The sequence below is a fragment of the Microbacterium sp. AZCO genome (assembly GCF_039614715.1).
Lineage (GTDB): Bacteria > Actinomycetota > Actinomycetes > Actinomycetales > Microbacteriaceae > Microbacterium.
In genome coordinates, this window is the sequence record NZ_CP154857.1 from 2,903,624 (window position 1) to 2,929,175 (window position 25,552).

Sequence of the window (25,552 nt, forward strand, 5' to 3'; positions counted from 1 at the left end):
TCCAATGGCCGAGACCAGCCATCGGGCGCTGTGGATCCTGCGGATCCTCAGCGCCCTCTTCCTTCTCACGACAGGCGGGATCCACCTTTATCTCGCATTCAATGGGGTCGGCGGCATCCTGGGGGTGATGTTCATCCTCAACGGCATCGCCGGCGTCGTGCTGGCGATCGCGATGGTCGCCCTCCGCGGCCGGCTGCTGCAGGTGGCCACTGTGCTGAGCCTGCTGTTCCTGATCGCGACGCTCGGCGCGCTGCTGCTCGCCCTCACTGTCGGCCTGTTCGGCATCCACGAGACGTGGGACTTCACGCTCGTGCCGCAGACAGTCGTGATCGAGGCGATCGGCATCGTCGTGCTGGCGGTGACGACCGCACTGATGCTGCGGAGGCAGCCCGCGCTCGCGGCCCGCTGATTCTCAGCGGGTCGGCAGCGCGCAGGAGAGCGACTGCAGCGCCTGGAGCGCATCGGCGCCCGTCGGGATCATGACGGATGAGGTGACCCCGGCGGCGAACAGCTCGTCGGTGCGCGCCCGCACCGTCTCCGCGGTGCCGGCGAGGGCGAGCCGCGCGACCCATGCGTCCGGCATACGCTCGACGAATTCGTGTCGGCTGCCGCACGACGCGCGCAGCGCGGCGAACTCGCCCGCGAAGTCGAGGGGCTCGATGTGCGGGGCCCAGTCGGGCTCGCCGATCCATTCCAGTCCCGCCCGCACGGCGGCGAGCGCCGTCGCGTCGTCATCGGCCACGACCGCGACGTTGTACGCCACGAGTCGGTGCGCCCGGTCGGCGGCGGCGATGCGGTCGAGCGCGGCACGGGCGTACTCGGGCGTCGTCGGCTCGGCGAGGATCGTGCCGTCGGCGACGCGCCCCGACGCCGCGAGCGACCGCGGGCCGCGGACGCCCAGCAGCAGGTCGGGCACGACCTCCGGAAGCGCCGACGGGTCGAGCTCGAGTCCGCCCAGCACGACGGGGCCGTCGCTGTGGACCGTCTCGCCGCGCAGCAGTCCGCGCAGTGCCGTGACGTACGACTGCAGGTAGGCGAGGGGGCGCTCCGGCCACGCGCCGACCTGCTTCAGGAAGCCCGGCATGCCGTGGCCGATTCCGGCATCCACTCGTCCCGGAAAGAGCTGCGCGAGCGTCGCGATCTCCATCGCGGCGAAGGCGACGTTGCGGACGGCGGCGGGAAGGATGCCGATGCCGACGCGGATGCGCTCCGTCGCGGCGAGCACGACGCCCGCCTGCGCGATCCCGCCGCGGAACTGCAGGTCCTCCACCACCCAGAGCTCGTCGAATCCGAGTCGCTCCGCGCTCCGGGCGAACTCGACGACCCGCGCGGCGGGGAGATCGCGGGGAAGCATGACCCCGTGGGCGGGCGTCGACATGGTGGGCTCCTTCGAGGCGGCGCGGCGTGCGCCGTGGCGGACACGACCCACGCTATCGGGCGGTCAGTGGCCGAACGCGTCCTGGAGCGGGGGCGTGCACTCGTCCGGGAAGGCGTTGAGGTTCGCCACTCGGCTCACTCGTGTGAAGGCGGTCTCCCAAGGTCCGGCCTCGACAGCGGGAGAAAGCAGCAGCGTGCCGTTGAAATCCGTCCAGTGGAGGGCGAAGTCCATGCCGGGCTTGTCGAGGACCCAGTTCGGGGCGATGCCGCCGCCGTCCTCCATCGTCTCGCGCACGAGGTGCTCGTTCATTCGCCACGCACCGTATTTCCACGTGCACGAGGCGTCGTTCTGCTGCGTGATGGCGAAGCGACCGTCCTTGACGACGAGTGTGTAGTGCCCCCAGTCCTCGTCCGCGATGTTGTACTCGGGGTAGCCCTGGGCGAGACGGTCGGCACGGGTGACGTCTGCGATGTACGTGCCGTCGAGCCGGTCGGAGGTCTTCGTGGGCCAGTTCGCCGGTGTCGGGATGCAATGCAGCGGCGTCTCCGGGGGCGTGGTCGGGCGCAGCTCAGCGATGCGCGCGAACACCTTGGCGCCGACGTCGGTCGCGGCGATCTCGTCGATGAGCGGGCGGACTTCGGCACGAAGCCCGTCAATGGCGGCCTTGCCGGCGAGCGGGAACGTCATGCCGACTCCGCACGACCACGCCGTTCCCACCCGGTCGTCCTCGGCGTGGCCGCCCACGATGGAGCGCGCGGAGGAGCGCGTCACATCGCTCAGGGTTCGGCGCTCTCCCTGGTTGAGTGCGGCCAGTGCCGCGGTGTTGCCGATGATGACGACAGGGCGCGGCCAGAACGTGACATCTGCCGTGACGGAGCGGCCCGCCTTGTGGAAGTCGTTGTCGGGGATCGCCATCACCGGGAGGAGCGAGCCGTGGATGTTGTCGAACCGCGCGCCGTTCTTCTCCCATTCGACGAACTTCGTGCCCAGCAGCGCGAACGTGCGGTCGACGATCTGCCCGCGACTCGTGGAGATCGGCGCCCCCGCGAAGTCGGATGCAGACAGCAGCGGCCCGCTCGTGCCGAACGGGTGAGCGAGTGAGCCGGGAAGGATCCCGATCGCCTCGACGCCAAGCTTCGGCACGTCTTGGAGCAGCGCGGACGTGATGTCGTCGTCCTCCAGAAGCTTCGCCTCCATCGCCAGCGAGTCGACGACGAAGGGAGCGAGCAGCGGATCGAGTGATGCGACCGCGAGGTCGCCGAGGCTTGCCGCGGGCACCGCAGCGAGCGCAACCTTGCCGCTCTTCACAGCCTCGATCAGATACTTCGCCTCCCACCCGAAGGCGCTGTCCGTCTCGCTCCAGTCCATGGGGTCGAGCTGCAGCCGCCCGCCAGAGGCCTCGAAGAGCTGGTCCGCATACTCGTGGACCTCCCACCCCGCGCCGGCGATGCGAAGAGTCGTGGGAGCAGGTGAAGGGGTGCCGCCGGCGCGATCGGCCGCGGTGGCGTCGACGGTGCAGGCTGCACAGCCCGCGATGATGAGGCCCGCCATCGCTGCCGCTGCAGCGAATCGCGTGCCGTGGTGAGCAGGGGACATGGGGAACCTCCGAGAAGATGCCGGTCGCCGGGTGCGAATCCGGATCGATCCCCACGGTACGAAGGGGCCGGGCATGCCGGCATCGGGCCGAGCCCTCGACTCGTCGACCCTCACCTGCGGGCCAGCCCTCATCGGTCGGCCCTCAGGTGAACGAGGGCGGCGAGCACGCGGCGGTGGTCGTCGGGCGAATCCTCCAGCCCGAGCTTGGTGAAGACGTGGGTCACATGAGCTTCGACGGTCTTCGGGCTCAGGAACAGGCGCGCGCCGATCGCGGCGTTGGACCTGCCCTCGGCGATGAGCGCCAGCACCTCGCGCTCTCGGGCGCTGAGGGGAAGAGGCTCCTGGGCGGGGCGGTTCATCAGTTGCGCGACGATGGTCGGGTCGACGACGCACTCGCCCGCGCCGAGGCGGCGCACGGCGTCGGCGAGCAGGGCGACATCCGACACCCGGTCCTTCAGGAGGTACCCCGCCCCGCCGGGGAAGGAGCGCAGCAGCTCGACCGCGTATCGCGAGTCGACGTAGTGCGACAGCACCAGCACCCCCGTCCGCGGGTGCATCGCGCGGATCCGCCGGGCGGCGATCAACCCTTCGTCGGTGAAGGTGGGAGGCATCCGGATGTCGACGATCGCGACATCCGGATCGTGCTCGTCGGTGAGCCTCTCGAGCGAGAGCCGATCGCCCGCGGTGCCGAGCACGTCGAATCCGGCATCGCCGAGAAGGCGTGCCATGCCCTCTCGCAGCAGCACCTCGTCATCGGCGATCACGACCCGCACGGCAGCACCGCCTGCACGGTCAGCACGCCGAGGTCATCCTCGATGCGCATGTCTCCGCCCACCGCGCCCACGCGGTCGATGAGACCCGCGACCTCGTCCGCGAAGGCATCCGGAGCGTTCCCGGAGCCGCGGGCTCCGCTCACCGAGATGCGGAGGGCTCCGACGTCGTCGGCGACGTCGACGACCGCTGCCTGCATCCCGCCGCTTCGGAGCGTCTCGGCGATCACGAGGTAGGCGGTGGTCTCGACCGAATCGGGCCATCTTCCGTCCGGGACGGAGTGCAGGCGGATCGGGATCGTCGCAGCTTCCCGCAGCTGACCCAGCGCCGCACCGAGGCCCTCCTCCGCGAGTGCGGCGGGAAAGATGCCGTGAGCGAGCGTTCGAAGTTCTTCCAGCGCCGCGTCGACATCGCCGATCGCCTCGTCGAGCCGGGGATGCGGATGCTGGGCCGCGGCGAGCCGAAGCACGAGGAGCAGCGCGACCATCTGCTGCTGAGCGCCGTCGTGCAGGTCTCGCTCGAGTCGTCGGCGCTCCCGATCGAAGGACTCGACGAGGAGGGCGCGCGACTCCCGGAGGTCGGCGACGCGCAGCGCGAGCTCGGCCTGGAGCCGCTCGTGCTCGAGGGCGAGGCCCGCGGCACGGGTCACCGCGTCGCGGAAGTCGAGGTCGTCGAGGAGCCCCGGCCGATGCGCCAGCACCGCGAGTTCTGCGCCGTCGCGGCCGACGGCGGGCGTGACACGCCGCATGCCGTCACCCGTGAGCCGAGGGTCCGACGTCGCGCGGCCCGCGGCATCCACCATCCGATCCCCCACCGGGAAGAGGAGTTCGAGCGAGTCGTCCCGGGTGATGGCGGCAAGTTCACGGCGGAGGGCGCCCGGGTCGGCGGCGGTCGCGAGATCGGCCGCGAGCTGCGCCGAGCGCCGCCGCGCGGTCGCGATGCGCACGATCTCCCACGAGACCGCGATCGCCAGCGCGACGAGCCCCGCCGACACGATGGTCGTGGCGGTCTGAGCGAAGGCGATGCCGGGAATTCCGGCGAAGACCGCTGCCGCACTGCCCAGTGCGGCGGCCGTGAGAGCGACGACCGACGCGGCCGCCACCGGTGCGATCAGGATGCGCTGGGCAGGGCTCGCGGCATGCAGTCGCGCGATCGCCATCCAGATGAAGAGCGCACATGCGAGGATGCCGAGCAGCTGGGCGCCACGAGCCACAGAGCCGGCGACGGCGGCGTCCCCGACGATCAGCAGCAGATTGCGCGGACAGGCATCGCACCCGGAACGGGAGGGGTCGAATGCCGTGGCGTAGACGAAGGCGGGCGCGAGGGTCGCGAAGAATCCGACCGCGATGGATGCTCGTTCTCGACGCCGCCCGGGGCGCGCACCCGGAAAGGCGAGGGCGAGCCAGCCCACGAGCGGGATCCAGGCCGCGCCGAGCAGCAGGCCGGCGGTGAAGACGAGCCCACCCGGTGCGGCCGGATTGAGCCACTCGGCGATCGCCCACGAGCAGCCGCTGGCTAGCACGATGAGCGCAAAGGGCCGCCGGCGGATGAGCGCGATGATTCCCGCCACAAGCAGGGCGACATCGGCGGCGAGATCCAGCGCCACGCCGGTGCTGCCGTGTCCGCGGGCGAAGGCTGCGCCGTCGCGGACGACGAGCACGGCCACCCCGCACGCGGCGACGGCGGCGATGGCGGCGGCGACATGCAGGGCTCGGATGCGCCCCTCCCTCGGGCCAAGCCCGGCGGTGGGCGCGGTCATGATGCGCCCACCTCGACGGGCAGCGCGGCGGGCACGCGAGCCTGGATGATGGTCCCGCCCCCGGTTGGGCTCTCCACCTCGAGCGCGCCGCCCAGCGCCTCGGCCCGGTCGCGGATGCCGCGCAGCCCGGTGCCGGCATCCATCGACGCTCCCCCGCGGCCGTCGTCCTCCACCGTGACGCGCACCGTCCCGTCGGAGTCGCTGTCGACCGACACCGTCACCCGCGAGGGATCGGCGTGCTTCGCCGCATTGGTGAGCGCCTCCGCGCAGATGTACCAGACGGCGGCCCGCACATCCGGATCGAGCCGTGCGACGTCGGCGTGCACGCGGACGTCGGCGGGGAGTCCTTCGGCGAGGGTCCGCAGCGAGGCCACGAGATCGTCGTCCGCGAAGGCTGCGGGATGCAGTCCTCGAGCGAAACGGGTCAGCACGGCCTGCGCCCGCTGAACGGCGAGGAGTGCGGTGTCGTCGATCCCCGCGAGGAGGTCTGCGACATGGGTGAGGCGGCGCGCCGGTCCTGCCTCCAGTGCGGCCGCGAAACCGCGCAGCGCGGCATCCTCCGCCTCCAGCAGACGATCTCGGGAGTCCTCCACCTCGGCGACGCGCGCGCGCACATCGGCGTGCAGCTGGACGTTTCGCAGCGCGAGCGACAGGGCGGCCGCGATCTGCGGGAGGAGCGCGGGGTCGACGTGGACGGCTCGGTCGTGCAGCAGCACGGCGAGCCGCCGGCCGTCGTCATCGATCGGCGTGATCACCCTGCTGCGTGTGGGCTCGTGCCATCGCACCTCGAGACCCGCCTCGTCGACGTACCGACCGTCGGCGAGCCGGTAGCCGAGCCAGAGGTCGGGGTCGCCGATGACGCGCGCGAGCCGATCGCGAAGTGACCCCGCATCCGTCACCCCGCGAAGGTCGATGACCACATCGGCGAGCGCCGAAGCCGACGATCGCACCAGAGTCACGTCGATGAGGAGCAGCACCGCGACCGACGTGGTGCCGACGAGGTACACCGCGAGGGCGACGTCGCGCGAGGCGTCCCCGGTGCGCAGCGCGAGCGGGGCGATCCACGTGACGGTCAGCACGATCGCGGCCGCCAGTGCGGTCGTGGCGGCGGGCCGCGCTGCGCGGGGGACGCCTCTCAGTCGCAGCGCCGCCGCGGTGCAGACGGCCAGCGCGGAAGCGGCGAGAAGGGCGGCCTGCGGCAGAAGCGCCGCTGCCGTCCCGGCCACGGCGGCGAAGACGACGACCGCGACCCGCCACCCAGAGCGCAGCCGGGCGGCTGGATACGCCAGCACGAGCCACGCCAGTGCGCCCTGATGCACCCACTGCAGAGGCGCCGAGAGGCCCGCGAACCAGAGCACCGTGGCGACCGACGCCGGTATCGCGACCGGGCGATATCCGGGCGTCACCGCGGCGGCGATGGCGAGGATCGCGAGCGCGGTCCCCGGCACGGCATCGACGGCCGTACTCCACACCTCGCCCGAGGTGGTGAGCCACCAGACGGCGACGACCGCGCCGATCGCCGCCGCCACGTAGGCGATCGCCGCGCGTGTCACGACGGCACCGGTCGGTCATCGAGGATGCGGGACACCGCGGCCGCCGACAGCTCGTGCTTCGGGACGAACCCCCGCGCGGGCGCGGCAGCGAGCCGCCGGCCGAAGCCCGCCGCGCTCCGCGTGGACGTCAGCACCACGGCCGGTCCGCGCCCGCCGAGCGACAGCCGCCGCGCGACGGCGAAGCCGTCCTCGCCCGGCAGCATCACGTCGAGGAGCACGATGTCGGGGTGGACGCGTGCGCACTCGGCCACGGCGGCCACCCCGTCGGCGGCTTCTCCCACGACGGAGAATCCGCCGAGCTCGAGCATGGCGCGGGCCGCCGCACGAAAGTCCGCGTGGTCGTCGACGATCAGCACTGTGCGTGCCATGGGCTGATGGTGGCACATACGGGGCTCCGGGGCATCAGGGGTGACCCTGATGCCCCTTCCCGCCTCGGAGCCCAGGCGGGGCGGATCTCACCGGAGATGCGCCCCCGCAGGTGGGAGCCCTACGCCCGGAACCGCGACCGCCCCGCCACGATCGTCTCGACGACGCGCGCGTCGAGCAGCGACGGCAGGCCCTCGGCGAAGGGGTCGGAGTCGAGCACGACGACGTCGGCCGCGAAGCCCGGGGCGATCCGGCCCCGCCAGGCGCCGTCTCCCACGGAGGCGGCGGCGTCCCGGGTCGCGTGCCCGAGCGCACGCTCGAGCGGAAGCGCGTACTGAGGATGCGTCGCGGGCACCGAGGTGTCGAGCGCAGAAGCCCGCGTCGACGCGACGTACATGTTGGCGAGGGCGCTGTGCGGTGCCGTCGGGGCGTCGGTCGAGAAGGCGAGGAGCGCTCCGGCGTCCTCGTACTCCGGCCACGGGAACGCCCGGTCGACACGCTCGTCCCCGAGCATCTCGGCCCAGTTCGCGAAGATCGCGGGGTCGGAGTGGACGGGCTGCATGGATGCCGTCACGCCGAGCCGCGCCATCCGCTCCGCCGTGCCGGGCGCCGCGTATTCGAGGTGCTCGACGCGGTGCCGTCGCTCACGCTCGCTGTTCTCGGCCACGGCGTGCTCGATCGCATCAAGGGCGATCTCGCTCGCGTAGTCGCCGATCGCGTGCTGCGCGACCTGGAGACCTGCCGCGTCGGCCGCTGCCACGACGGGCTTGAGCCGTTCGAGCGGCCAGATCGGTGCGGCGTTCGAGCCGTCGGCATACGGATGCCGCAGCGCGGCGGTGCACGCGTCGATGACTCCGTCGAGGATGAGCTTGATGCCGACGACCCGCAGCCACGGCGACGACGGGTGCGCCGCGAGCTGCGCCGCGCGAGCGACCTGCGCGAGGTTGGCCTCGTCGTCGCCGGTGTTCGTGATGATCCAGTGCGCCGCGACGCGCAGCGGCAGCTCGCCGCCGTGTCGCTCCCGCGCGCGCTCGAACGCCGCGAGGCCGAACTCGTCGAACGCCATGTCGACGACACCCGTGACCCCGGTCTCGAGGTAGGCGTCCATCGCACGCTGCGCGTCGGCATCCCGATCCTCGTCCGTCGCCGCGGCGTCCCGCTGCGCCCACGCGTACTGGACGGCGGCGGTCTCGAGGAGGAGGCCGGTCGGCTCGCCGGAGGCATCCCGGGCGATCTCGCCGCCGATCGGATCCGGAGTGTCGCGCGTGATGCCGAGCTCGACGAGCGCCGCGCTGTTGACCCAGCACGAGTGATAGTCGTTCGCGTCGAGGTAGACCGGGATGTCGGCGACCGCGGCGTCGATCATGGCGGCGGTCGGTGCACCGTCGAGGGAGTCGAAGAGCCAGCCGCGGCCCCGCAGCACCCTCGCGTCGGGGTCGGCGCCGCGGGCCTTGCGCAGCCGCGCCTGGATCTCGCCGAGCGAGCGCGCGTCGGTGAGCGGAACCTGTCCGAGCGCCGCGCCCATCATGAGGAGGTGGGTGTGCGCGTCGGTGAAGCCGGGGAGCACGAGCCGGCCCTCGAGGTCGACGGTGGTCTCGGCATCCGGAGCATCGTCCGTCGCGCCGACGAAGACGATCTCGTCGCCGTCGACGGCGAAGGCCTCGGCCCACTCCCTCTCGAGGTCGGCGGTGAAGATGCGGCCGTTGACGTAGCGGGTGATCATGGACGGCCCTTCTTTCCGAGCGGAGTGCACAGAAGTCCTGCGTAGAGTGCGGCGGCGACGAGCATGCCGACCGGAACCGAGAGGTCGATATAGCCGATGGCCTGCGCGATCGGCCCCGCCCAGACGTTGGTCGCGAGGCACAGCGCCGTCGCCACGCCGCCGGCGACGAGCGCCACGATGCCCGGGATGCTCCACCCCGCCGAGTACCAGAAGCGCCCGCCGGCGTGGTCGTCGAAGAGCTCGACTCCGTCGTACGCGTAGCGACGCAGCGCGACGTCGACGACGAAGATCGCCATAGCGGGCCCCGACACGATGACGAGGAACTGGAGCATGAGGTTCGCCGCCTCGAGGAGGCTCGACGAAAGCACGAGGTAGATCGTGAGGGCCGTTCCGATGACGCCCACGATGATCGCGGCGGGGATGCGGCGCAGCCGGAAGCCGATCGCCTGCAGCGCCATGCTCGACGAGTAGGTCGTCATGGCGTTGAGCGCGATCGTGTTGATGACGACGCCCACCACGAGGAGGGGCGCGAGCCACACGGGAAGCAGGTCGAACAGCGCGACATCGATCCCGGCGTCGAACGCCGCCCCGCTGAGCCCCGTCGCGAGGAGCACGCCGACGACCGTGAAGACGAGGAACGGGATGGCGCCGCCGAGGCCCGTCGCGAGGGCGATGTGCGACTTCCTGGTCGAGCGCGGGAGGTACCGGGCGAGGTCGGGGCTGTTGATGAACGACAGCGGGGTCGAGGCGAGGATCGTGAAGCCGATCGCCATCGCCGACCAGAGGCCGACGCCGCTGAGGGGCTGCGGGGCCGCGTACTGCCAGTCCACCGTCGGGAGGATGAAGGCGGTGACGAGCAGGAAGATCACGAAGAGCGCGGCCGCCATGAAGGAGTAGGCGCGGACGATGAGGCCGTGGCCGAAGATCGCGACGAGGATCGTGATCGTCGCGACGACGACCGTCACGCCGATCGGCACCCATACCGGATCTGCAAGGCCCATGCGACGCAGCAGGTCGGCACCCATGAACGAGGACGCGAGCCACGTGAGCGACAGGAACACCGCGCCGATGAACCAGCCGACGAATGCGACGAACAGCTTGTTGCCGAGGATGCCGTACATGGCGCGCGTCACGACGGAGCCCGAGGTGCCCGACGCGGGCCCGCTCCCCGCGATGAGACCGGGGAACACCCAGAGCAGCGAGGCGGCGACGATGACGACGATCGCCTGCCAGATCTCGAGCCCGAGCAGGATGAGCGTCGCCCCGATCGTCAGATTCAGGATGCTGACATTCGGAGCGGCCCAGATGAAGAAGAGGTCGCGGGCTCGGCCGTGCCGCTCGGCGTCGCTGACGAGCTCGATGCCCCGTGTCTCGGCGCGGGTGGCGCTGTCGACGAACTCGTCGTCGAGCTGTGGCGTGGTCTGGGTCACGGGGGTTCCTCTCGGGAAAGCGTCCTTGCTATTGGTCACATGCCCAATGGACTATTGGTCACACATTCAATAGCATGGGAGCCGTGTCGTCAACCCCGGGTTCGGTCCGCGTTCGCAAACGCCCCGAGGAGCGGCGGGAGGAGATCCTGTCGCACGCGGCGGCGATCGCCGTCGACGAGGGCCTCGAGCGCATCACCCTCCGCGCCGTCGCCGAGCGGCTCGGCGTGCGCCCGGGCCTGATCACGCACTACTTCCCCGCGGCGGAGGACCTCGTCGTCGAGGCGTTCTCGCGCGCGGCGGTGCTCGAGCGCGAGGAGTTCTTCCCGACGTCGGGCGACCCGCTCGCGCGCGTCGCGCACTTCATCCGGCACATCGAGACGGGCGCGTCGATGCCGCTCGCCCGCCTCTGGCTGAACGCCCGCCACCTCTCCCGCTTCAGCCCCGCGCTCGACGAGGCGCTGCAGGAGCAGGACGCCCTCGACCGCGCCCGCCTCACGGGGATCATCGAGGACGGCATCGCCGCGGGCGTCTTCGCGATTGAGGATGCCGAGGCCGCCGGCATCCGCATCCTCATCGCGGTCGACGGGGCAGGCTCATCGGTCAACAGTGCGGCCGAGGTCGTCAACCCCGCGCAGCGGCACGCGGTCGCCGACATCACGGACTGGGCCCTTGGCCTTCCGGCGGGGACGCTCCGAGATGCGGTCAGTGCCGCGGAGTGAGAACGCGAACGGGGGCGGCGCGTCCGCGCCGCCCCCGCTGCCTTCTCGTCGGGTTCTAGTGGATGGTGAACTGCGTCGCGACCGGAGCCTGGGACGAGCCGCCGACGGCGACGCCGTAGGTGCCCTTCGCGGTCTGCCAGCCCTTGGCCGCGACATCCCAGTACTGCAGCAGGTGCAGGTCGGCGAGGTCCTGCGGCGACAGCGTGATCGTCACGTTGGCGTGCTCACCGGGGGCGAGCGTGACCGACTTCCAGCCGATGAGGCGCGAGCCGGGCGTGCCCGTCGACGACGGGAGCGTGAGGTACGCCTGCGCCGTCTCGGAGCCCGCGCGCGTTCCCGTGTTGGTGATCTTGAAGCTCACCCGGATCTCCTTCGCGCCGTCGGTCGTCTGCGGCGTGACCTTCACCTTGTCGTACGCGAATGACGTGTACGTCAGGCCGTAGCCGAAGGGGAACAGCGGCTCGATGTTCTGCGACTGGTACCACTTGTAGCCGACCGCGAGACCCTCGCTGTACGAGACCTGACGGATCTCGTTCGTGCCGGCCGGACGCGTCGTCGAGCCGTTCGAGAAGATGCCCGGGTACTGCGCGGGCGTGTTCGTCGGAGTGTCGGCAAGCGACTTCGGGAACGTCATCGGCAGCTTGCCCGTGGGCGCCACGTCGCCGAACAGGAGGGAGGCGATCGCCGGGCCCTGCTGCTCACCGCCGTACCAGTTCTCGAGCACACCCTGCACTCCGCTGAGCCACGGCATCTCCACCGCGCTTCCCGTCTGCAGCACGACGACCGTCTTGGGGTTGGCCTTCTCGATCGCGGAGATCAGCGCATCGCCGTTGCCCTGGAGCTTCAGGTCGGTGAGGTCGTTGAATTCACCCATGCGCTGGTAGCCGAACACGATGGCGACATCGGCTGCGGCAGCCTGTGCGGCGGCGGCCGCGACATCCTGTCCGTTGTTCCACGTCACGCTCGCACCGACCTGCGCGGCCCGCTGCGTGATGGCGGTCTCAGCCGAGACGACATCCTCGCAGGGCAGGGTGTTGCGCGGAGCGGCATTCGCGTTGAAGCGCAGCGTCAGGCTGCACACCGAGATCGCGCTCGTCGGAGCGTTGCCGATCGTCGTCACGGTGCTCGAGGCGGTCGGACCGAAGAGGGCGATCTTCTGCCCGGCCTTCGGCGCGAGCGGCAGAGTGCCGTCGTTCTTCAGCAGGACGCTGCCCTGCTCCGAGATCTGCTTCGCGACGGCCTTGTGGGCGGCGGTGGATGCGTCGAGCGCGGCCTGCGCCGGGAGCGGGTTGTCGAACAGTCCGCCGCGGATGTACGAGCGCACGACGCGGAACGCGGTCTCGTCGATGCGGGCCTGCGTGATCTGGCCCGCGGCGAGCGCGGCATCCAGCTTCGCCGGAGTGAACCAGATCGGACGGTTGAGCTCCTGGTCGAGGCCCGCGTTGAGCGAGGCCGCGGTGGAGTGCACCGAGCCGAAGTCCGACATGATGAAGCCGTCGAAGCCCGCGTCGTCCTTCAGCACCTTCTGCATGAGCGGGCTCTCGCAGATGTAGACGCCGTTGACCTGGTTGAAGGCGCACATGACGGTCTCGGGCGAGCCCCGCTTGATGGCGATGTCGTACGGCAGCGTGTACAGCTCGCGGAGCGTGCGCTCGTCGAGGTTCGACGAGCTGGTCTGGCGATCGAGCTCCTGCTCGTTCGCGACGAAGTGCTTGAGCTGGCCGGCGACCTTGCCGGTGGACTCGATGCCCTGCACATCGGATGCGGCCATGAGCCCGTTGATGAGCGGGTCCTCACCGAAGTACTCCGGCGTGCGGCCCGCGAGCGGTGTGCGCGTGTTGCCGATGCCCGGCGCGAGGAGCACGTTCTTGCCCTTGGCGTAGGCCTCGTCGCCCTGCGCGACGCCCTTCTGGTATGCGAGGTCGAGGTTCCACGTCGAGGCGAGCGAGATCTGCGACGGGAAGTCGGTGACGCCGGCCGCGCGGACCGCTTCGGGACCATCGGTGTAGGTGATGGTCGGCGTGCAGGGCAGCTGCACCGGGTAGACGACCGGCGCCTCCCCCGCGAGTCCGGCCGGCCAGTCGGTCCGGGTCGGCAGCGTGGCCGGCTGCTCCACGAGCCAGCGGTACTTCTGGTGCTGCGAGCTCGCGTCGAGGAGCGCGTGGGCCCGGTCGTCGGCGGACGTGGAAGTGTCCATCCACGGGTAGGTGCTGCAGTCCTCGGCCGTCGCCGGCGAGGCCGAGGCGATGGTCGCCCCGGTCGCGATGATCGCCGCCCCGAGGAGCAGTGCGATCGTCCTCCGGGTGCGGGTGGCCCGCACCTCGGGGATCTTGTCGGATGTCGTCATCGTCGATGTCCCTCTTCCCTGAAGGTTCCGTAGATCCGTCTACAAACCTGTAGACCGGTCTACGGTTTCGCATCGAGAGCGGGATGTCAAGAGTTCGCTGAGAAATGCCCCTGCGCGGACCGAATGCGATGCGCTCAGCCGAAAACCGCAGGCAGGACGACGGTGGCGGGGCCGCTCCAGCGCGTGCCACGGCTCACGAGCGTGGCTCCGCCCGGCACCTCGATCACCGTCCGCTCGCGGTCCGCGACGACCACGATGTCGCCCGCCGGCGCCGGCACGACGAGCGCAGCCCACTCGAGATCTCCGAGGCGCGGTTCGACGGCGAAGGTCGACCATCCGTCGCCGACCGGGCGCGCGCCCAGCACGGCTTCCGGAATGACGGCGGCGGGCCCCGCCGACCACGCGTGGCAGAGGCTCCGCCCGAAGGGCCGGCCGTACATCTCGAGGCGATCGCCGTCGGACGACGCCTCCTCCCAGAACGTGCCGGGGCCGCGGTCGAGCATGTCGCCCCACACCCGGTCGATCTCGGCGAGCACCTCCCCGGCGACACCGTCGGCCACAAGCGACCTGAGCCGGAGCGCCGTCATGAACGGCGTGCCGGTGCTGCCGCGACGGGCGGCCTCGACGACTCCCGGTGGACGACGGGGATGGATGCCGACGAGCAGCGCCAGGAAGTTCGCGTAGGTCGCATCGCCCTGACCTCGGCCGTCATCGAGGTACTCCGTCCAGCGTCCCTGCTCGTCCGACCACGCCCGGGATTCGAGGGTGTCGCACAGCCGATCGGCGAGCTCGCCCCACCGCACAGCGCCGTCATGCCCCGCCCGGCTCAAGACGCGCTGCGCGCTGCGCAGCGCTCCGTACCAGAGCATCTGCAGCGCGACCGAGTCACGCCCGGGCTCGACCCGCACACCCCAGTCGATGAACACCGAGCCGGGGCCCGCGTCGACGAAGCCGCCTGGCTGGGTCGCCGGCCGGAAGACGGCATCTCTCCCCGCATGTTCGGCGAGGTCCGCGACGAACGCGTGCACGTGCGCCGCGCGTCGCTGTGCGAACTCGGGATCGCCGAAGCAGAGCAGGTAGAGGTCGGTGTTGATGAGCCACCAGAGCGAATAGTCGGAGATGCCGTTGACGTACCCGTGCAGGGGCCGCCCGAGCGCGACGAGCCCGTCGGCGACGACGTCTCCGGCTCCCAGCGCGAAGGCGTTCGCGAGCGTGCTCAGCGCCTGGTCGCCGGCCCACGGCATCCTGTCCCGCTTGATGCCGTCGACGAGCAGCCCCTGCGCGCACGTGCGCAGGGTGTACTGCGCGGCGGCCCAGATGCGGGTGAGCCGGTCGTCCGAGCACGCGAAGGCCCCGGCGCGGGGCGCGGGGGCGACCGAGGCCTCGACCTCGACCTCGGCGGCGGGCCGGTCGGTGCGCAGGTAGCGGAAGCCGAGGCGGTGCCGCGTCGTCCACCGCCCGTCGGGCAGCTCGACGAGGTCGTGCCTCGTCTCGTGGGCTTCGGGATCGGACCACGCCTCGCGCGTGCTCTCGCCGCTCGCCACGAACGGGCGCGGACCGGCCGTGAAGATCGGCCGGCCGAGCACGGGAGCGCCGACATCGAGGAGGTCGTCGTCCCTGCCGCGGGGTCGCAGGGTCACGGTTCCGGGAGGGCTGAGATGAGGGGGATGGATGCCGCCAATCCGCGGCTCTGCCGGCACCCAGTCGCCGTTCCCGAGGTGGACCGACCACTCCGACCGCGCATGGTCGTCGGGGCTCAGTCGGATGGCCGGCGTGATGATCTCGTCGCCGGTGACGCGCAGCTCCACGATGCAAGCGGCCGCGAGTCGGAGGGTGAACTCGCCGCTCGGGTCGATCTCGACCGGCACGGCCTCGCCGTCGACCCTCGCCGACACCGACCCTGAGGCGCGGAGGCGCAGCATCCCTCCCCCTTCCACGACGGTGCGGAAGACGACGAGGGTGGACGTGCGGGCGTGGTTGTCGGAGTAGTGCACGTGGCGGTTGGCGGCGAAGCCCTCAGCCACGAGCCGCGCGAGGAGGGCGAGCTGATACTGATCCGGGCCGTAGAGCCAGATGTGGGAGGCGTCGGGCGCCCGCACCTCCGACTCGGCGAAGGGCTGAGGCGACCGCTCGGCCACCCAGTGGCGGATCTGCTGCGCGGTGCGCGGGATGCGGGTCATTCGGTCCTCGAGTCGCGAGGGCGAACGAGAGGCCCCGGAACGTCGCTCACTCTAGAGAGGAGTCTGGCGTGCGTCAACCGATCTACAGGTCGCGCACACCGCCGTCATCGCTGCAGTGTCGTGCCCTGTGGGCCGGGTAGCCTCATCCTCAGTGTCAGGGTGACAGTGCCGCGTTGCGGTGGTTGGATCCTGATCACCTGGCGTCTGGCTCTTAGCCTCGCTGCCGCCTTCGGGTTGGCGTGCATGCGTTTTGCCGGCGTCTGGTGTGATGGACCGGCCGGCGTGACTTGATAGGAGCGTGGCATCGCCCCCCGACTGAGGTTTGTCCGCCGACCGGCCCAACCTGTCCCATTCGGATTCAGGAAGGAGACGATTCCCATGGTGATCGTCATCGGCGCGGATGTCCACAAGGCCACACACACCTTCGTTGCGGTCGACGAAGTCGGCCGCAGACTCGGCGAGAAGACCGTGAGAGCCACGACTGGCGGCCACGAGGCGGCGTTGCGGTGGGCCAGGCGCGAGCTTCCCGGCGAGTTGCGGTGGGGTATCGAGGACTGCCGTCACCTGTCGGCGCGGCTCGAGCGTGACCTGCTCGCGGCGGGGCAGGACGTGGTGCGGGTGCCGCCGAAGCTGATGGCCCAGTCCCGCGCATCCAGCCGGGAGCGGGGCAAGTCCGACCCGATCGACGCGATGGCCGTGGCCCGCGCGGTGCTGCGTGAGCCCGGTCTCCCGGTCGCGTCGCACGACGAGTCGACCCGCGAACTGAAGCTGCTGGTCGACCGCAGAGAAGACCTGGTCAGCGAAAGGACCCGTCAGATCAACCGGCTCCGCTGGCATCTGCACGAACTGGATCCTGAGTTCGATGTTCCGGTGAAGGGGTTCGCGATCGGCAAGCAACGGCGACGGGTCGCTGACTGGCTGGACGGCCGCACCGGCCTGGTCGCTGAGCTGGCGCGTGACATCCTCGCCGATATCGGGCAGGGCAGCATCCGGATCGACGATCTCGAGAAGAGGATCACCGCGCTGGTGCAGGACCGCTACCGGCACCTTCTCGCGATCCCCGGCTGCGGGCCCCTCACCGCCGCGAAGATCGCCGGGGAGACCGCGAACGTCAACCGGTTCCGGTCCGAAGCATGCTTCGCGATGAACGCAGGCGTCGCACCGCTCCCGGTCTGGTCAGGGAACACCCGCGGCAGAGTCCGGATGAGCCGCACCGGCAATCGACAACTCAACGCAGCCCTTCACCGCATCGCAGTCACCCAGATCCGCCTCGACGGCCTCGGCCGCGCGTACTACCGCAAACGCCTCGACCACGGCGACTCCACCGTCGAAGCCCTCCGCTGCCTGAAACGCCGCCTCTGCCGCATCGTGTTCCACGCCCTTCACGCCGACCAACGACCCGCCCACATTCCCTCCAGCCTCCCCCTCACGGCCTGAAACTTGACATAGGAGAAACTCATGAATGGACTGGGTGGACGAGCGGCGACGATCAACGACGTCGCCGTCGCCGCGGGGGTGTCCCGCGCGGCCGTCTCCAAGGTGCTGCGCGACGCGTACGGCGTGAGCGATTCCATGCGCGAGCGGGTCACCGCCGCCATGACCGAGCTCAACTACCGTCCGCGCGTGGCGGCGCGAGCCATGCGCGGCCGCACCTTCACGTTCGGCATCGAGTTGCCCGACTTCAGCAACCAGTTCTTCACCCGCATGCTCACGGGGGCTCTGCAGGCACTCGAAGAGACGCGGTACCAGGTTGTCATCGCGCCCGCCGAGCGCGGATCGCGCTACGGCCTTCGGGCGATCGAGGCTCTCGTCGACCGGCAGGTCGACGGCGTCGTCGCGGTCGCGCCGCGGGCGACGCCGGAGTCGCTGGAGCGGATCGCCGCGCACACGCCACTCGTGATGTTCGGTCGCCACGACACCTCCGACGACTACGACACGGTCGCGGGCGACGACGTCGCCGGAGCCGTGCTCGCGATGGAGCACCTGCTCGGGCTCGGGCACACCGACATCGCCCACCTCACGCTGCCCGAAGCCGACGTCGACCTCTCGTCTCCCCACGGACTCCGCCGCACGACGTACCTCTCGACGATGGCGGAGCGAGGGCTCGCCGACCGAGCCGTCATCATCACGTCGGACGAGGGGCAGGATGCCGCGTACCGGGCGACGGCACAGGCCCTCTCCGACGGGCTGCGCTCCACGGCGATCTTCGCCGCGCACGACGAGCTCGCCATCGGTGCGCTCCGCGCCATCACGGAGGCCGGGCGCACCGTGTCCGTCGTCGGCTACGACGACGTGCCGATCGCCTCCTACCCCGGCATCGGGCTGACCACGGTGCACCAGCCCGGCGTCGAGATGGGCGTGCGCTCGATCGGACTGCTCCTGGAGCGCCTCGACGGACGCACCGAGGCCGTGCACGAAGTCTTCGATCCGGAATTGATCGTGCGGTCGTCGGCGAAGGCCGTCTGAGGGCGGGTCAGCCCTTGACGGCTGTATGTCGTGCGTAGCGGCCATTGCCGCTTTGCTACGACGGCGCGACTCGGCGACGCTCGACCGTCCGCTCGGCCAGCGCCATGAGCCCGAGCACGGCCGCCGCGATCACCAGTGCCACCAGAGCGGGAACCGCTGCGAGCAGCGGAATCGATACGAGGATGACAGCGGCCTCGCCGATCCGGAAGGCCGGCACGCCATCGCCGATCAGCCGGGCGAAGAGCGCCGTGCCGGCCGCGAATGCCGCGATCCCGACGCCCAGGGCGATGGCGCCGAACCAGCCCAGATGGTCCCATTCGCTCACGTGCTTCATCGCCTCTTCGATACCGAGGGCCACAACGATGATGCCCGCGATGATCAGCAGATGCGTGTACGAGTAGGCGTCCGCCGCGAGGATGGCTCGTGCATGCTCGTCCCGCTCCGCGAGCCGGCGCTCACCCTGACCCGCGAGCCGTGCGAAGTAGGACCACCAGAGGAGCACGGACACGACGATCGCAGCCGCGGAGCCGAGGATGATGGGCAGGTCGATGGGCTCGGCCGCCACCCCGACACCGATGGCGACGATCGATTCGCCGAGCGCGAGGATCACCACGAGCCCGTATCGTTCGGCCCAGTGCTCGACGGAGGGTATCCGCCAGCCGCGCCCCAGGGCTGAGCCGACGCGAGTAGCGACCAGGTCGTAGGCCATCGCCACGATCCACAGCCAGAGCTGGGTCTGCCCGCCGATGAGCGCACCGAAGAGAATGAGTGCGACCGCGGGGACGAGCGCACCGACGAAGATGAGGAGCTGGCGACGAAGTGCGGGGTCTGCGCGGGAGACGATCGCATAGATCGTGAGGTGCGCGAGCCGAACGATCGCGTACGCGCACGCGAAGACGAGCGGCCCGTACCAGCCACCCTCGAGATCCTCGTAGGCCTCGGGAATCGTGAGGGCGGCGACGAACACGGCGATCATCGTGACCGTCATCCCGATCCACAGCGGGGGCTGATCCACGGATGCCTGGTTCGAGATCCAGCTGAAGCCGACCCATGTCCACCACAGGAGCGACAGCACGACAAGGGCCTGCACGACGCCGAGCGCGCTGTGCGTCTCGGCCATGAGGCGCGACACCTGCGTGAACGCGAAGACGTAGACGAGATCGAAGAACAGCTCGAAGGTCGTCACGCGAACCGGGTGCCCTCCCGGCTTCCGACCGGGGACCGGGATGCGGCCGCCGCCCGCGCCGGGCGACGCTTCAGCGTCTGCTCGATCCACAGCAGGAGTGTACGACCGGGGAAGCGGCGCCGGACACGCCGGTGCCACTCCGACCCGGATGCGCCGGAACGCTTGCGCCACCGACCGAAACGGACGAGCCTCCGTAGAGGGCCGCTCCACGGGCGGGACACGTCCGGGGAATCGACGAGCGGCGACGAGGGAGAGGAGTCGCGATGAGTCGCCTGGCGTTGGTGACGGGGGCCGCGCGGGGAATCGGGCGGGCGGTCGTCGACGAGCTCCTCGCCCGGGAGTATCGCGTCATCGCGACGGCGCGAGCCGCCGAGCAGCTCGCTGCTCTCGAGGACGAGATCGACTCCCCCGCCCTCGAGGTCGGGCTGCTCGATATCGAGGCACCCGACGTCCCGCACCGGGTGGAGGGGCTTCTGGGCGACCGTGCTCTTTCACTTCTCGTTCTCAACGCCGCTCGATTCGCGCCGTGGGACGAGACCGTCGGGAGCGCCGATCTGAGCCAGGCTCGCGCCGTCGTCGAGACGAACCTGTTCGGCTCGTGGGCCGTCGTCCAGGCGGCGCTTCCCGCGCTTCGCCGCGCCCGGGGCACCATCATCGGGGTGGGGAGCGGGGCCGGGTCCCACGGCGACCCGCGGTTCGGCCTCGCGAACGGCGGAGCAGCGAGCTATGCCGTGTCGAAGGCGGCGCTGCACGCGCTGCTGCACAAGCTGTCCAGCGAGGTGGCCGGTGACGGCATTCAGGTTCATGTCGCCGATCCCGGGCTCACGGCGACGAGTCCCGGGATGGAGGAATTCGGCGCTCGTCCCGTGCCCGACGGCGCGCGAAGCATCCTGGCTCCGCTCGACGGCCACGCGGCCCCCGGTGTGCTCACGCGAGACGGCGCACCCCTCCCCTGGTAGAGGCCGGCCCGCAGACTCCGGCGCCCTTCAATGCAGCTGGTTCCGCAGTCGTAGCAGAGCGACGCGTGCGGTGGCGATATTCGCGGCAGGGTCGAGCAGTTCGGATGCCGCTCCGACGATGACGGCGGCGAGGATGCGACGCTCCTCGGGGCGGAAGGCGGGATCGCGGGTGCCGATGGCATCGGCGACGATCGCGCGGCACCGTTCTCGCACCGGGACGAGGGCGCCGTAGGCTCTCGCGAGGAGCTCCCCGTGCGCGGCCGTCAGCGCGGACCGGCGTCGTCGCATCTCCTCGTCGACCTGAGGCAGCCGCACGAGGCGCGCCGCGCCGGTGAGCAGCGGGATGTCCGCATCCGCGACGTATCGCTCCGCCTCCTCCTCGTCGACCGTGGGCTGATCGACACCGAGGAAGGCATCCTCTCGGGTCGGGAAGTGGTTGAAGAAGACGCGCTCCGACACACCCGCCCGCCGGCAGATCTCAGCGACGGTCACGCGCTCCCAGGGCAGCGCCTCGGCCGCGTCGAGCGCCGCTCGCTCGATGGCGGCGATGGTCCGACGACCTCGTGCGTTGGCGCCGCGCCTCACGATGCCACCATCAGCGCCGACTCGATGTGATCGATCGCACGCCGCGCGCCGTCCTCAGCGCGAAGTTCCTCTCCGAGTGCCGCTGCACGTCTCCGCATCCCGTCCTCGCCGAGCATGCGATCGATGGCGCTGCTGAGGCGATCGACCGTCAGCCGCCGACTTGTCACCGCCCTCGGTGCGACACCGAGTGCTTCTGCACGCCCGCCCCAGAAGAGCTGGTCGGCGCCGAAGGGCACGACGAACGTCGGGACCCCGGCGGCGAGGGCAGCCCCCGTCGTCCCGGCGCCGCCATGGTGGACCGTTGCGGCCACTCGCGGGAAGAGCCAGGAGTAGGGGACGGATGCCTCGACTCGCATGTTCTCGTCGGAGACGGCGCCCACGAGGCCGCCCCAACCCGTGAGGAGGACCGCGCGAACACCCACCCGGGTCACGGCATCGAGGACGACCTCGAAGAGTCTCTCGGGATCGCCGGGGATCATGCTGCCGAAGCCGATGCTGACAACAGGGCCAGACGCAGCCATGAACTCGCGCAGACCCGACGGGACGGCGTCCTCCGTGGCCGGAAGCGACCAGTAGCCCGTGGCGACGCGCGCCGTCCGGTCGTCGGATCGCACGGGGACGACGACGGGACTGAAGCCGTAGACGATCGAAGGCAGTGTCGACGACGACCCGCTCGTCACCCCGAGCGCCGTGCGGGCGGCCCGCTCGGGCGCTCGCGTCAGCATCCCCGTCCCCGCGCGTGTGGCTACGTGGGACAGGCGACGCCCAACCGGTCCGAACCTGCCGAGCTCGGCGCCGAGCGCACCGGGATATTCCGTGCTCGGCGCCTCGAGCGGCTGCAGGTGCGCGCGCAGAAGGGGTGCGCCCAGGGCATCCGCCACCGGACGGGCGAGCGCCATGCCGCCGATGCCGCTCACGACGAGGTCGGTGCCCGCCGCGAGATCGCGGACCTCCGGTGCCCAGGTGCGCGTGAGCTCCACCACGTGGCGGCTCATCTCCCGAAGCGACGCCTGGTCGGATCGTGCGGCGATGGACGTCCGGTCGATGCCGCGCAGCGCCCCGAACCGGATTCCTGCTCGCCGGAAGTCGACTGCGTAATCCTCGGGCGCCGCGGCGCGCACGACATGACCCCGCGACACCGCCTCGACGGCGAGGGCGAGGTAGGGCTCGACGCCCCCGCGTGTGTCGTTTGCGACGAAGGTGAGATCCACACCGTGATTATCTGCAGTAACTGCAGATAATGTCCAGATCCACCGAGCATCAGGGCAGCGGTTCCAGGCCCCCGGCGCGACCCCGGCCCCGCATTCCGATGATTGACTGGTGCGTATGGGCGCCGTCGCGATGTTCCCCTTGGGGAGCGTCCTCCTGCCGTACACGCCTCTCGTGCTGCGGGTCTTCGAGCCGCGTTACCTCACGATGATGGGGCGCCTGCTCGACGTGGACGATCCTGAGTTCGGCGTCGTGCTGATCGAGCGGGGACTCGAGTCCGGTGGAGGCGACGAGCGCTCATCCCTCGGCACGATGGCGCGCATCGTGCAGGTCGAGGCCGGCTCGGCGGACCTGTACGTGGTCGCGGTGGGCGGAGAGCGGATAGTCGTCGACCGCTGGCGTGAGGACGATCCGCACCCGGTCGCCGACGTGACGAGGATGGAGCCGCTCATCTGGGACGACGCGCTCGCGCCGCTGCACCGTGAGGCCGAGCGGGTGGTGCGCCGCCTCGCGAGTATCGCCTCCGTGCTCGACGAGGCGCGCTGGGATCCCGCCACCCCGATCTCCGACGATCCGGTGGAGTCGTCCTGGCAGCTCGCCGCGATCGCTCCCCTGAGCGAGTACGACCGTTTCCGGCTGCTGAAGTCGACCACGCTCGGGGGCCTGCTCCGCGGGGTCATCGACCTGTGCCTCGAGGAGGAGCCGGTCCTCATCGCGCGCGCCGCCGACGTCCGCGACGCGGATGACGATGACCTCTGACGCGGGATGGAGAGCTCCGCCCTGACGATAGGCCCGCGCCGCCCGGCGTCAAGGGGATCGTCCCCGCGGCGGGCAGTGCCTAGCGTCCCCGTATGAGCGACGAAGAGAAGAACCGCATCCTGGCCCATCACGACGACCCGGCATCGCCGCCCGCCGGCTCCGGGCTCTCGGAGAGCGATGCCGTTCGCAAGGACGAGACGTACAGCCCGGCGAGCGAGACCGAGACCGAGGCGAAGCAGGACGATCCCCTCCCCGACACGCTCGACGACGACATCGACACCGACCAGATCATCGTCACCCCGGGTACCGGCGGCCCCGACGACGCGGGCGACATCGAGGTCGATCCCGACGATCTGAACCTTCCCGGGCGGTCGTGACCGCGGGTCACCGGACCGTGCCGGTCGGCGGGCGGTCCGGTGACAGGTTCGGCAGCGCACGCGTGCCGAACTCGTGCTGCAGGGCGCTCCGTGCCGCGAACCAGCCGGCGAGTCCGTGCACGCCCGGGCCGGGGGCCACGGATGCCGAGGCGAGGTAGACGCCGGGTATCGGCGTCCTCCACGGGTCGGTGCTGATGACGGGTCGGCGGATCAGCTGCCAGAGCGACGGCGCACCGGCGGCGATGTCTCCGCCCGGATAGTTCGGATTGTGCCGCTCGACATCGACGGCGGTGCGGGAGTGGGTGCTGATGATCGTGTCGCGGAAGCCCGGGGCGAAGCGCTCGATCTGGCGGATCACGGCCTCCTGCCGGTCGGCCGTGCTCCCGGCCGGGACGTGCGTGTACGTCCACAGCGTGTGCTGTCCGGCCGGCGCGCGGCTCGCGTCGAAGAGCGTCGGCTGCGACACGAGCACGTAGGGCCGGTCCGGGAGGCGCCCCGCATTGACCTCGTTCTCCGAGTGCGCCACCTCGTCGCGGGTTCCCCCGACGTGGACGGTGCCCGCGCGCCGGACCTCTGGGTGGGTCCAGGGCACGGGCTCGCTCAGCGCGAAGTCCACCTTCGCCACGGCTCCGCCGTACCGGAACGACTCCAGCGTCCGGCGGTAATGAGAGGGCAGATGTCCGGCCGCCATGGTCAGAAGGGCTCGCGGAGTGACGTCGAGGAGCGTCGCCCGTGCGGACGGCAGCTCGTCGAGGCTCCGGATCTCCTGCCCCAGCACGAGCTCGCCGCCGTGCGATCGCAGGTCGTCGACCATCGCGTCGATGATGGCCTGACTTCCGCCGATCGGGATGGGCCAACCGCGCGCATGCGCGTACGTGCCGAGGGCGAGACCCGCCGCGGCCGCGGCGATGCTCGGCTGCGGCAGGATCGTGTGAGCGGCGACCCCCGTGAGAAGCGCGGGCGCAGCCTCCTCGCGGAACCTCGCGTTCCATGCCACGCTGCCTTGCTCGATCGCGCGGAGTCCGAGGGCGACCGGTGCCCCGATGGAGCGCGGCACGCGCAGCAGCGACGATCCGGTGAACTCGGCGACCTCTCCCGCTCGTTCCACGAGGGGCTTCATCAGCTGCTCGTAGGCGCGGCCGTCAACGCCGAGCTCGTCCCGTGTGCGAGCGAGGTCGCGGTACGCCAGTGCGGCCCTCCCTCCATCGAGCGGCTGAGCGAACGAGACGTCGGGAGTCGCGAAGGAGATCCGCTGCGCCAGACCGAACTCCCGGAAGAACCGCGACTCGAAGGCGAGCGGATGCACCGCGGAGCACACGTCGTGCAGGAAGCCGGGCAGCGTGAGCTCGCGCGTGGCGGCTCCGCCGCCCGCCTGGTCCGCGCGCTCGTAGACGCGCACCGCAAGGCCCGCACGAGCCATCGTGACCGCGGCGGCCAGGCCGTTGGGTCCGGCGCCGACGACGACGACGTCCAGCTCGATGCGGCGGCTCACGACGCGCCGGTCACTCGTCGGCCGGTCCGTCCTCGCCGGAAGCCGCGAGCTCGCGGTCGGCCGTCGTCGCGCCGACCGGGCGGGCCGACTTCCCCTCCGCGAGATACGCCAGGCGGTGCAGGGTCTCGGCATTGCGCCACTGCAGCAGGATGTCGAGCAGAGGCGCCGGAATGAAGCGCCCCGGCCCCGACACCGCCTCCTCCTGGATGCGCACCACGCAGCCCTTTCCCCGGTCCTTGACGTCGAGCGTCACACGGGCTTCGCCGATGGGCCACCCCCGCGCTCGCATGACCATCCGGCGGGGCGGACTCCACTCCTCCACGACGGTGGCGTCGTCGATGAGCGCCGGCCAGACCCCGAATGAATGGTGAAGCGCCGAGCCCTCACGCGGCCAGTCCTTCCCGACCTCGCGCATGCGCGACGCTCCTACGACCCAGGACGGGTACAGCCATCCGTCGCCCAGCACCCGGAAGACATCCTCGACCGAGCACCGCAGCTCTCTGACGTTTCGTGACATCGTGCTCCCTCGCTGATCCGGCCGTCCTCGTTCGACCGTAGGGCGGATGGATGCCGCGCCCGAACCGGTTGCATCGATCCGCCGGATGTGATCCACGGTGGCCCTCGCCGCTGTCCGCTGCCCGGCACATGTCGCTGTCACCCTCGCCCTCACCCCCCGTGAGTGGCTCCACGGATTTCG

22 protein-coding genes are annotated in these 25,552 nt (G+C 70.8%); 7 read left to right on the forward strand and 15 right to left on the reverse strand.

Annotated elements, in window-relative coordinates:
* Positions 1 to 4 precede the first annotated feature (4 nt).
* Positions 5 to 409 (forward strand): hypothetical protein, encoded by a 405-nt coding sequence (locus tag AAIB33_RS13430; RefSeq protein ID WP_345800465.1) that lies wholly within the window; start codon positions 5 to 7, stop codon positions 407 to 409.
* Positions 410 to 412: 3 nt separating this feature from the next.
* On the opposite strand, the gene AAIB33_RS13435 is transcribed toward AAIB33_RS13430, so the two are convergent.
* The 8 genes from AAIB33_RS13435 to AAIB33_RS13470 all read right to left on the reverse strand — a co-directional run bounded on the left by AAIB33_RS13435 (position 413) and on the right by AAIB33_RS13470 (position 10,576).
* Complete coding sequence (locus tag AAIB33_RS13435; RefSeq protein ID WP_345800466.1) at positions 413 to 1,378, reverse strand: LLM class flavin-dependent oxidoreductase; 966 nt, start codon at positions 1,376 to 1,378, stop codon at positions 413 to 415.
* Positions 1,379 to 1,441: 63 nt separating this feature from the next.
* Complete coding sequence (locus tag AAIB33_RS13440; protein WP_345800467.1) at positions 1,442 to 2,974, reverse strand: hypothetical protein; 1,533 nt, start codon at positions 2,972 to 2,974, stop codon at positions 1,442 to 1,444.
* A gap of 128 nt (positions 2,975 to 3,102) precedes the next feature.
* Positions 3,103 to 3,738: a response regulator transcription factor gene (locus AAIB33_RS13445; protein ID WP_345800468.1), complete on the reverse strand. Its 636-nt coding sequence runs from the start codon at positions 3,736 to 3,738 to the stop codon at positions 3,103 to 3,105.
* Positions 3,735 to 5,504: a histidine kinase gene (locus AAIB33_RS13450; RefSeq protein WP_345800469.1), complete on the reverse strand. Its 1,770-nt coding sequence runs from the start codon at positions 5,502 to 5,504 to the stop codon at positions 3,735 to 3,737. The genes AAIB33_RS13445 and AAIB33_RS13450 overlap by 4 nt, the downstream gene beginning before the upstream one ends.
* A complete protein-coding gene (locus tag AAIB33_RS13455; RefSeq protein WP_345800470.1) occupies positions 5,501 to 7,057 on the reverse strand; it encodes an ATP-binding protein in 1,557 nt (518 codons plus the stop codon). The genes AAIB33_RS13450 and AAIB33_RS13455 overlap by 4 nt, the downstream gene beginning before the upstream one ends.
* Entirely contained in the window at positions 7,054 to 7,425 is a 372-nt protein-coding gene (locus AAIB33_RS13460; RefSeq protein WP_345800471.1) for a response regulator transcription factor, read from the reverse strand. Before AAIB33_RS13460 ends, AAIB33_RS13455 begins: the two co-directional genes overlap by 4 nt.
* Before the next feature lie 119 nt (positions 7,426 to 7,544).
* Positions 7,545 to 9,146, reverse strand: coding sequence for an amidohydrolase (locus tag AAIB33_RS13465; protein ID WP_345800472.1), 1,602 nt, complete (start codon positions 9,144 to 9,146; stop codon positions 7,545 to 7,547).
* Positions 9,143 to 10,576, reverse strand: a complete 1,434-nt coding sequence (locus AAIB33_RS13470) for a cytosine permease (RefSeq protein ID WP_345800473.1) — start codon at positions 10,574 to 10,576, stop codon at positions 9,143 to 9,145. Before AAIB33_RS13470 ends, AAIB33_RS13465 begins: the two co-directional genes overlap by 4 nt.
* A gap of 74 nt (positions 10,577 to 10,650) precedes the next feature.
* Here AAIB33_RS13470 and AAIB33_RS13475 point away from each other — a divergent pair, with 74 nt between their 5' ends.
* Positions 10,651 to 11,295 carry a TetR/AcrR family transcriptional regulator gene (locus tag AAIB33_RS13475; RefSeq protein WP_345800474.1) on the forward strand — a complete coding sequence of 215 codons (645 nt, stop codon included), beginning with the start codon at positions 10,651 to 10,653 and terminating at the stop codon, positions 11,293 to 11,295.
* Positions 11,296 to 11,350: 55 nt separating this feature from the next.
* On the opposite strand, the gene AAIB33_RS13480 is transcribed toward AAIB33_RS13475, so the two are convergent.
* Positions 11,351 to 13,642: a glycoside hydrolase family 3 C-terminal domain-containing protein gene (locus tag AAIB33_RS13480; protein WP_345800475.1), complete on the reverse strand. Its 2,292-nt coding sequence runs from the start codon at positions 13,640 to 13,642 to the stop codon at positions 11,351 to 11,353.
* 134 nt (positions 13,643 to 13,776) lie between these two features.
* Positions 13,777 to 15,822 carry a hypothetical protein gene (locus AAIB33_RS13485; protein WP_345800476.1) on the reverse strand — a complete coding sequence of 682 codons (2,046 nt, stop codon included), beginning with the start codon at positions 15,820 to 15,822 and terminating at the stop codon, positions 13,777 to 13,779.
* Positions 15,823 to 16,200: 378 nt separating this feature from the next.
* Here AAIB33_RS13485 and AAIB33_RS13490 point away from each other — a divergent pair, with 378 nt between their 5' ends.
* The gene (locus AAIB33_RS13490; protein ID WP_345800477.1) at positions 16,201 to 17,259 is read left to right on the forward strand and encodes an IS110 family transposase; all 1,059 of its coding nucleotides are present in this window, start codon (positions 16,201 to 16,203) and stop codon (positions 17,257 to 17,259) included.
* Positions 17,260 to 17,280: 21 nt separating this feature from the next.
* Positions 17,281 to 18,288 carry a LacI family DNA-binding transcriptional regulator gene (locus AAIB33_RS13495; protein WP_345800478.1) on the forward strand — a complete coding sequence of 336 codons (1,008 nt, stop codon included), beginning with the start codon at positions 17,281 to 17,283 and terminating at the stop codon, positions 18,286 to 18,288.
* 55 nt (positions 18,289 to 18,343) lie between these two features.
* On the opposite strand, the gene AAIB33_RS13500 is transcribed toward AAIB33_RS13495, so the two are convergent.
* Complete coding sequence (locus tag AAIB33_RS13500; RefSeq protein WP_345800479.1) at positions 18,344 to 19,564, reverse strand: low temperature requirement protein A; 1,221 nt, start codon at positions 19,562 to 19,564, stop codon at positions 18,344 to 18,346.
* 173 nt (positions 19,565 to 19,737) lie between these two features.
* Here AAIB33_RS13500 and AAIB33_RS13505 point away from each other — a divergent pair, with 173 nt between their 5' ends.
* Positions 19,738 to 20,433 carry an SDR family NAD(P)-dependent oxidoreductase gene (locus AAIB33_RS13505; RefSeq protein ID WP_345800480.1) on the forward strand — a complete coding sequence of 232 codons (696 nt, stop codon included), beginning with the start codon at positions 19,738 to 19,740 and terminating at the stop codon, positions 20,431 to 20,433.
* Positions 20,434 to 20,460: 27 nt separating this feature from the next.
* Here the strand turns inward: AAIB33_RS13505 and AAIB33_RS13510 are convergent, their stop codons facing one another.
* Positions 20,461 to 21,018: a helix-turn-helix domain-containing protein gene (locus tag AAIB33_RS13510; protein WP_345800481.1), complete on the reverse strand. Its 558-nt coding sequence runs from the start codon at positions 21,016 to 21,018 to the stop codon at positions 20,461 to 20,463.
* Positions 21,015 to 22,229: a glycosyltransferase gene (locus AAIB33_RS13515; protein WP_345800482.1), complete on the reverse strand. Its 1,215-nt coding sequence runs from the start codon at positions 22,227 to 22,229 to the stop codon at positions 21,015 to 21,017. Before AAIB33_RS13515 ends, AAIB33_RS13510 begins: the two co-directional genes overlap by 4 nt.
* Before the next feature lie 115 nt (positions 22,230 to 22,344).
* On the opposite strand from AAIB33_RS13515, the gene AAIB33_RS13520 reads away from it, so the two are divergent.
* Together AAIB33_RS13520 and AAIB33_RS13525 are read left to right on the forward strand one after the other, a co-directional pair.
* The gene (locus AAIB33_RS13520; protein ID WP_345803437.1) at positions 22,345 to 22,986 is read left to right on the forward strand and encodes an LON peptidase substrate-binding domain-containing protein; all 642 of its coding nucleotides are present in this window, start codon (positions 22,345 to 22,347) and stop codon (positions 22,984 to 22,986) included.
* A gap of 92 nt (positions 22,987 to 23,078) precedes the next feature.
* On the forward strand, positions 23,079 to 23,363 hold the full coding sequence (locus AAIB33_RS13525; RefSeq protein ID WP_345800483.1) for a hypothetical protein: 285 nt from the start codon (positions 23,079 to 23,081) through the stop codon (positions 23,361 to 23,363).
* Positions 23,364 to 23,370: 7 nt separating this feature from the next.
* On the opposite strand, the gene AAIB33_RS13530 is transcribed toward AAIB33_RS13525, so the two are convergent.
* Both AAIB33_RS13530 and AAIB33_RS13535 read right to left on the reverse strand, forming a co-directional pair.
* Positions 23,371 to 24,855 carry an NAD(P)/FAD-dependent oxidoreductase gene (locus AAIB33_RS13530; RefSeq protein ID WP_345800484.1) on the reverse strand — a complete coding sequence of 495 codons (1,485 nt, stop codon included), beginning with the start codon at positions 24,853 to 24,855 and terminating at the stop codon, positions 23,371 to 23,373.
* Positions 24,856 to 24,865: 10 nt separating this feature from the next.
* A complete protein-coding gene (locus tag AAIB33_RS13535; RefSeq protein WP_345800485.1) occupies positions 24,866 to 25,372 on the reverse strand; it encodes an SRPBCC family protein in 507 nt (168 codons plus the stop codon).
* Between the last annotated feature and the right edge of the window lie 180 nt (positions 25,373 to 25,552).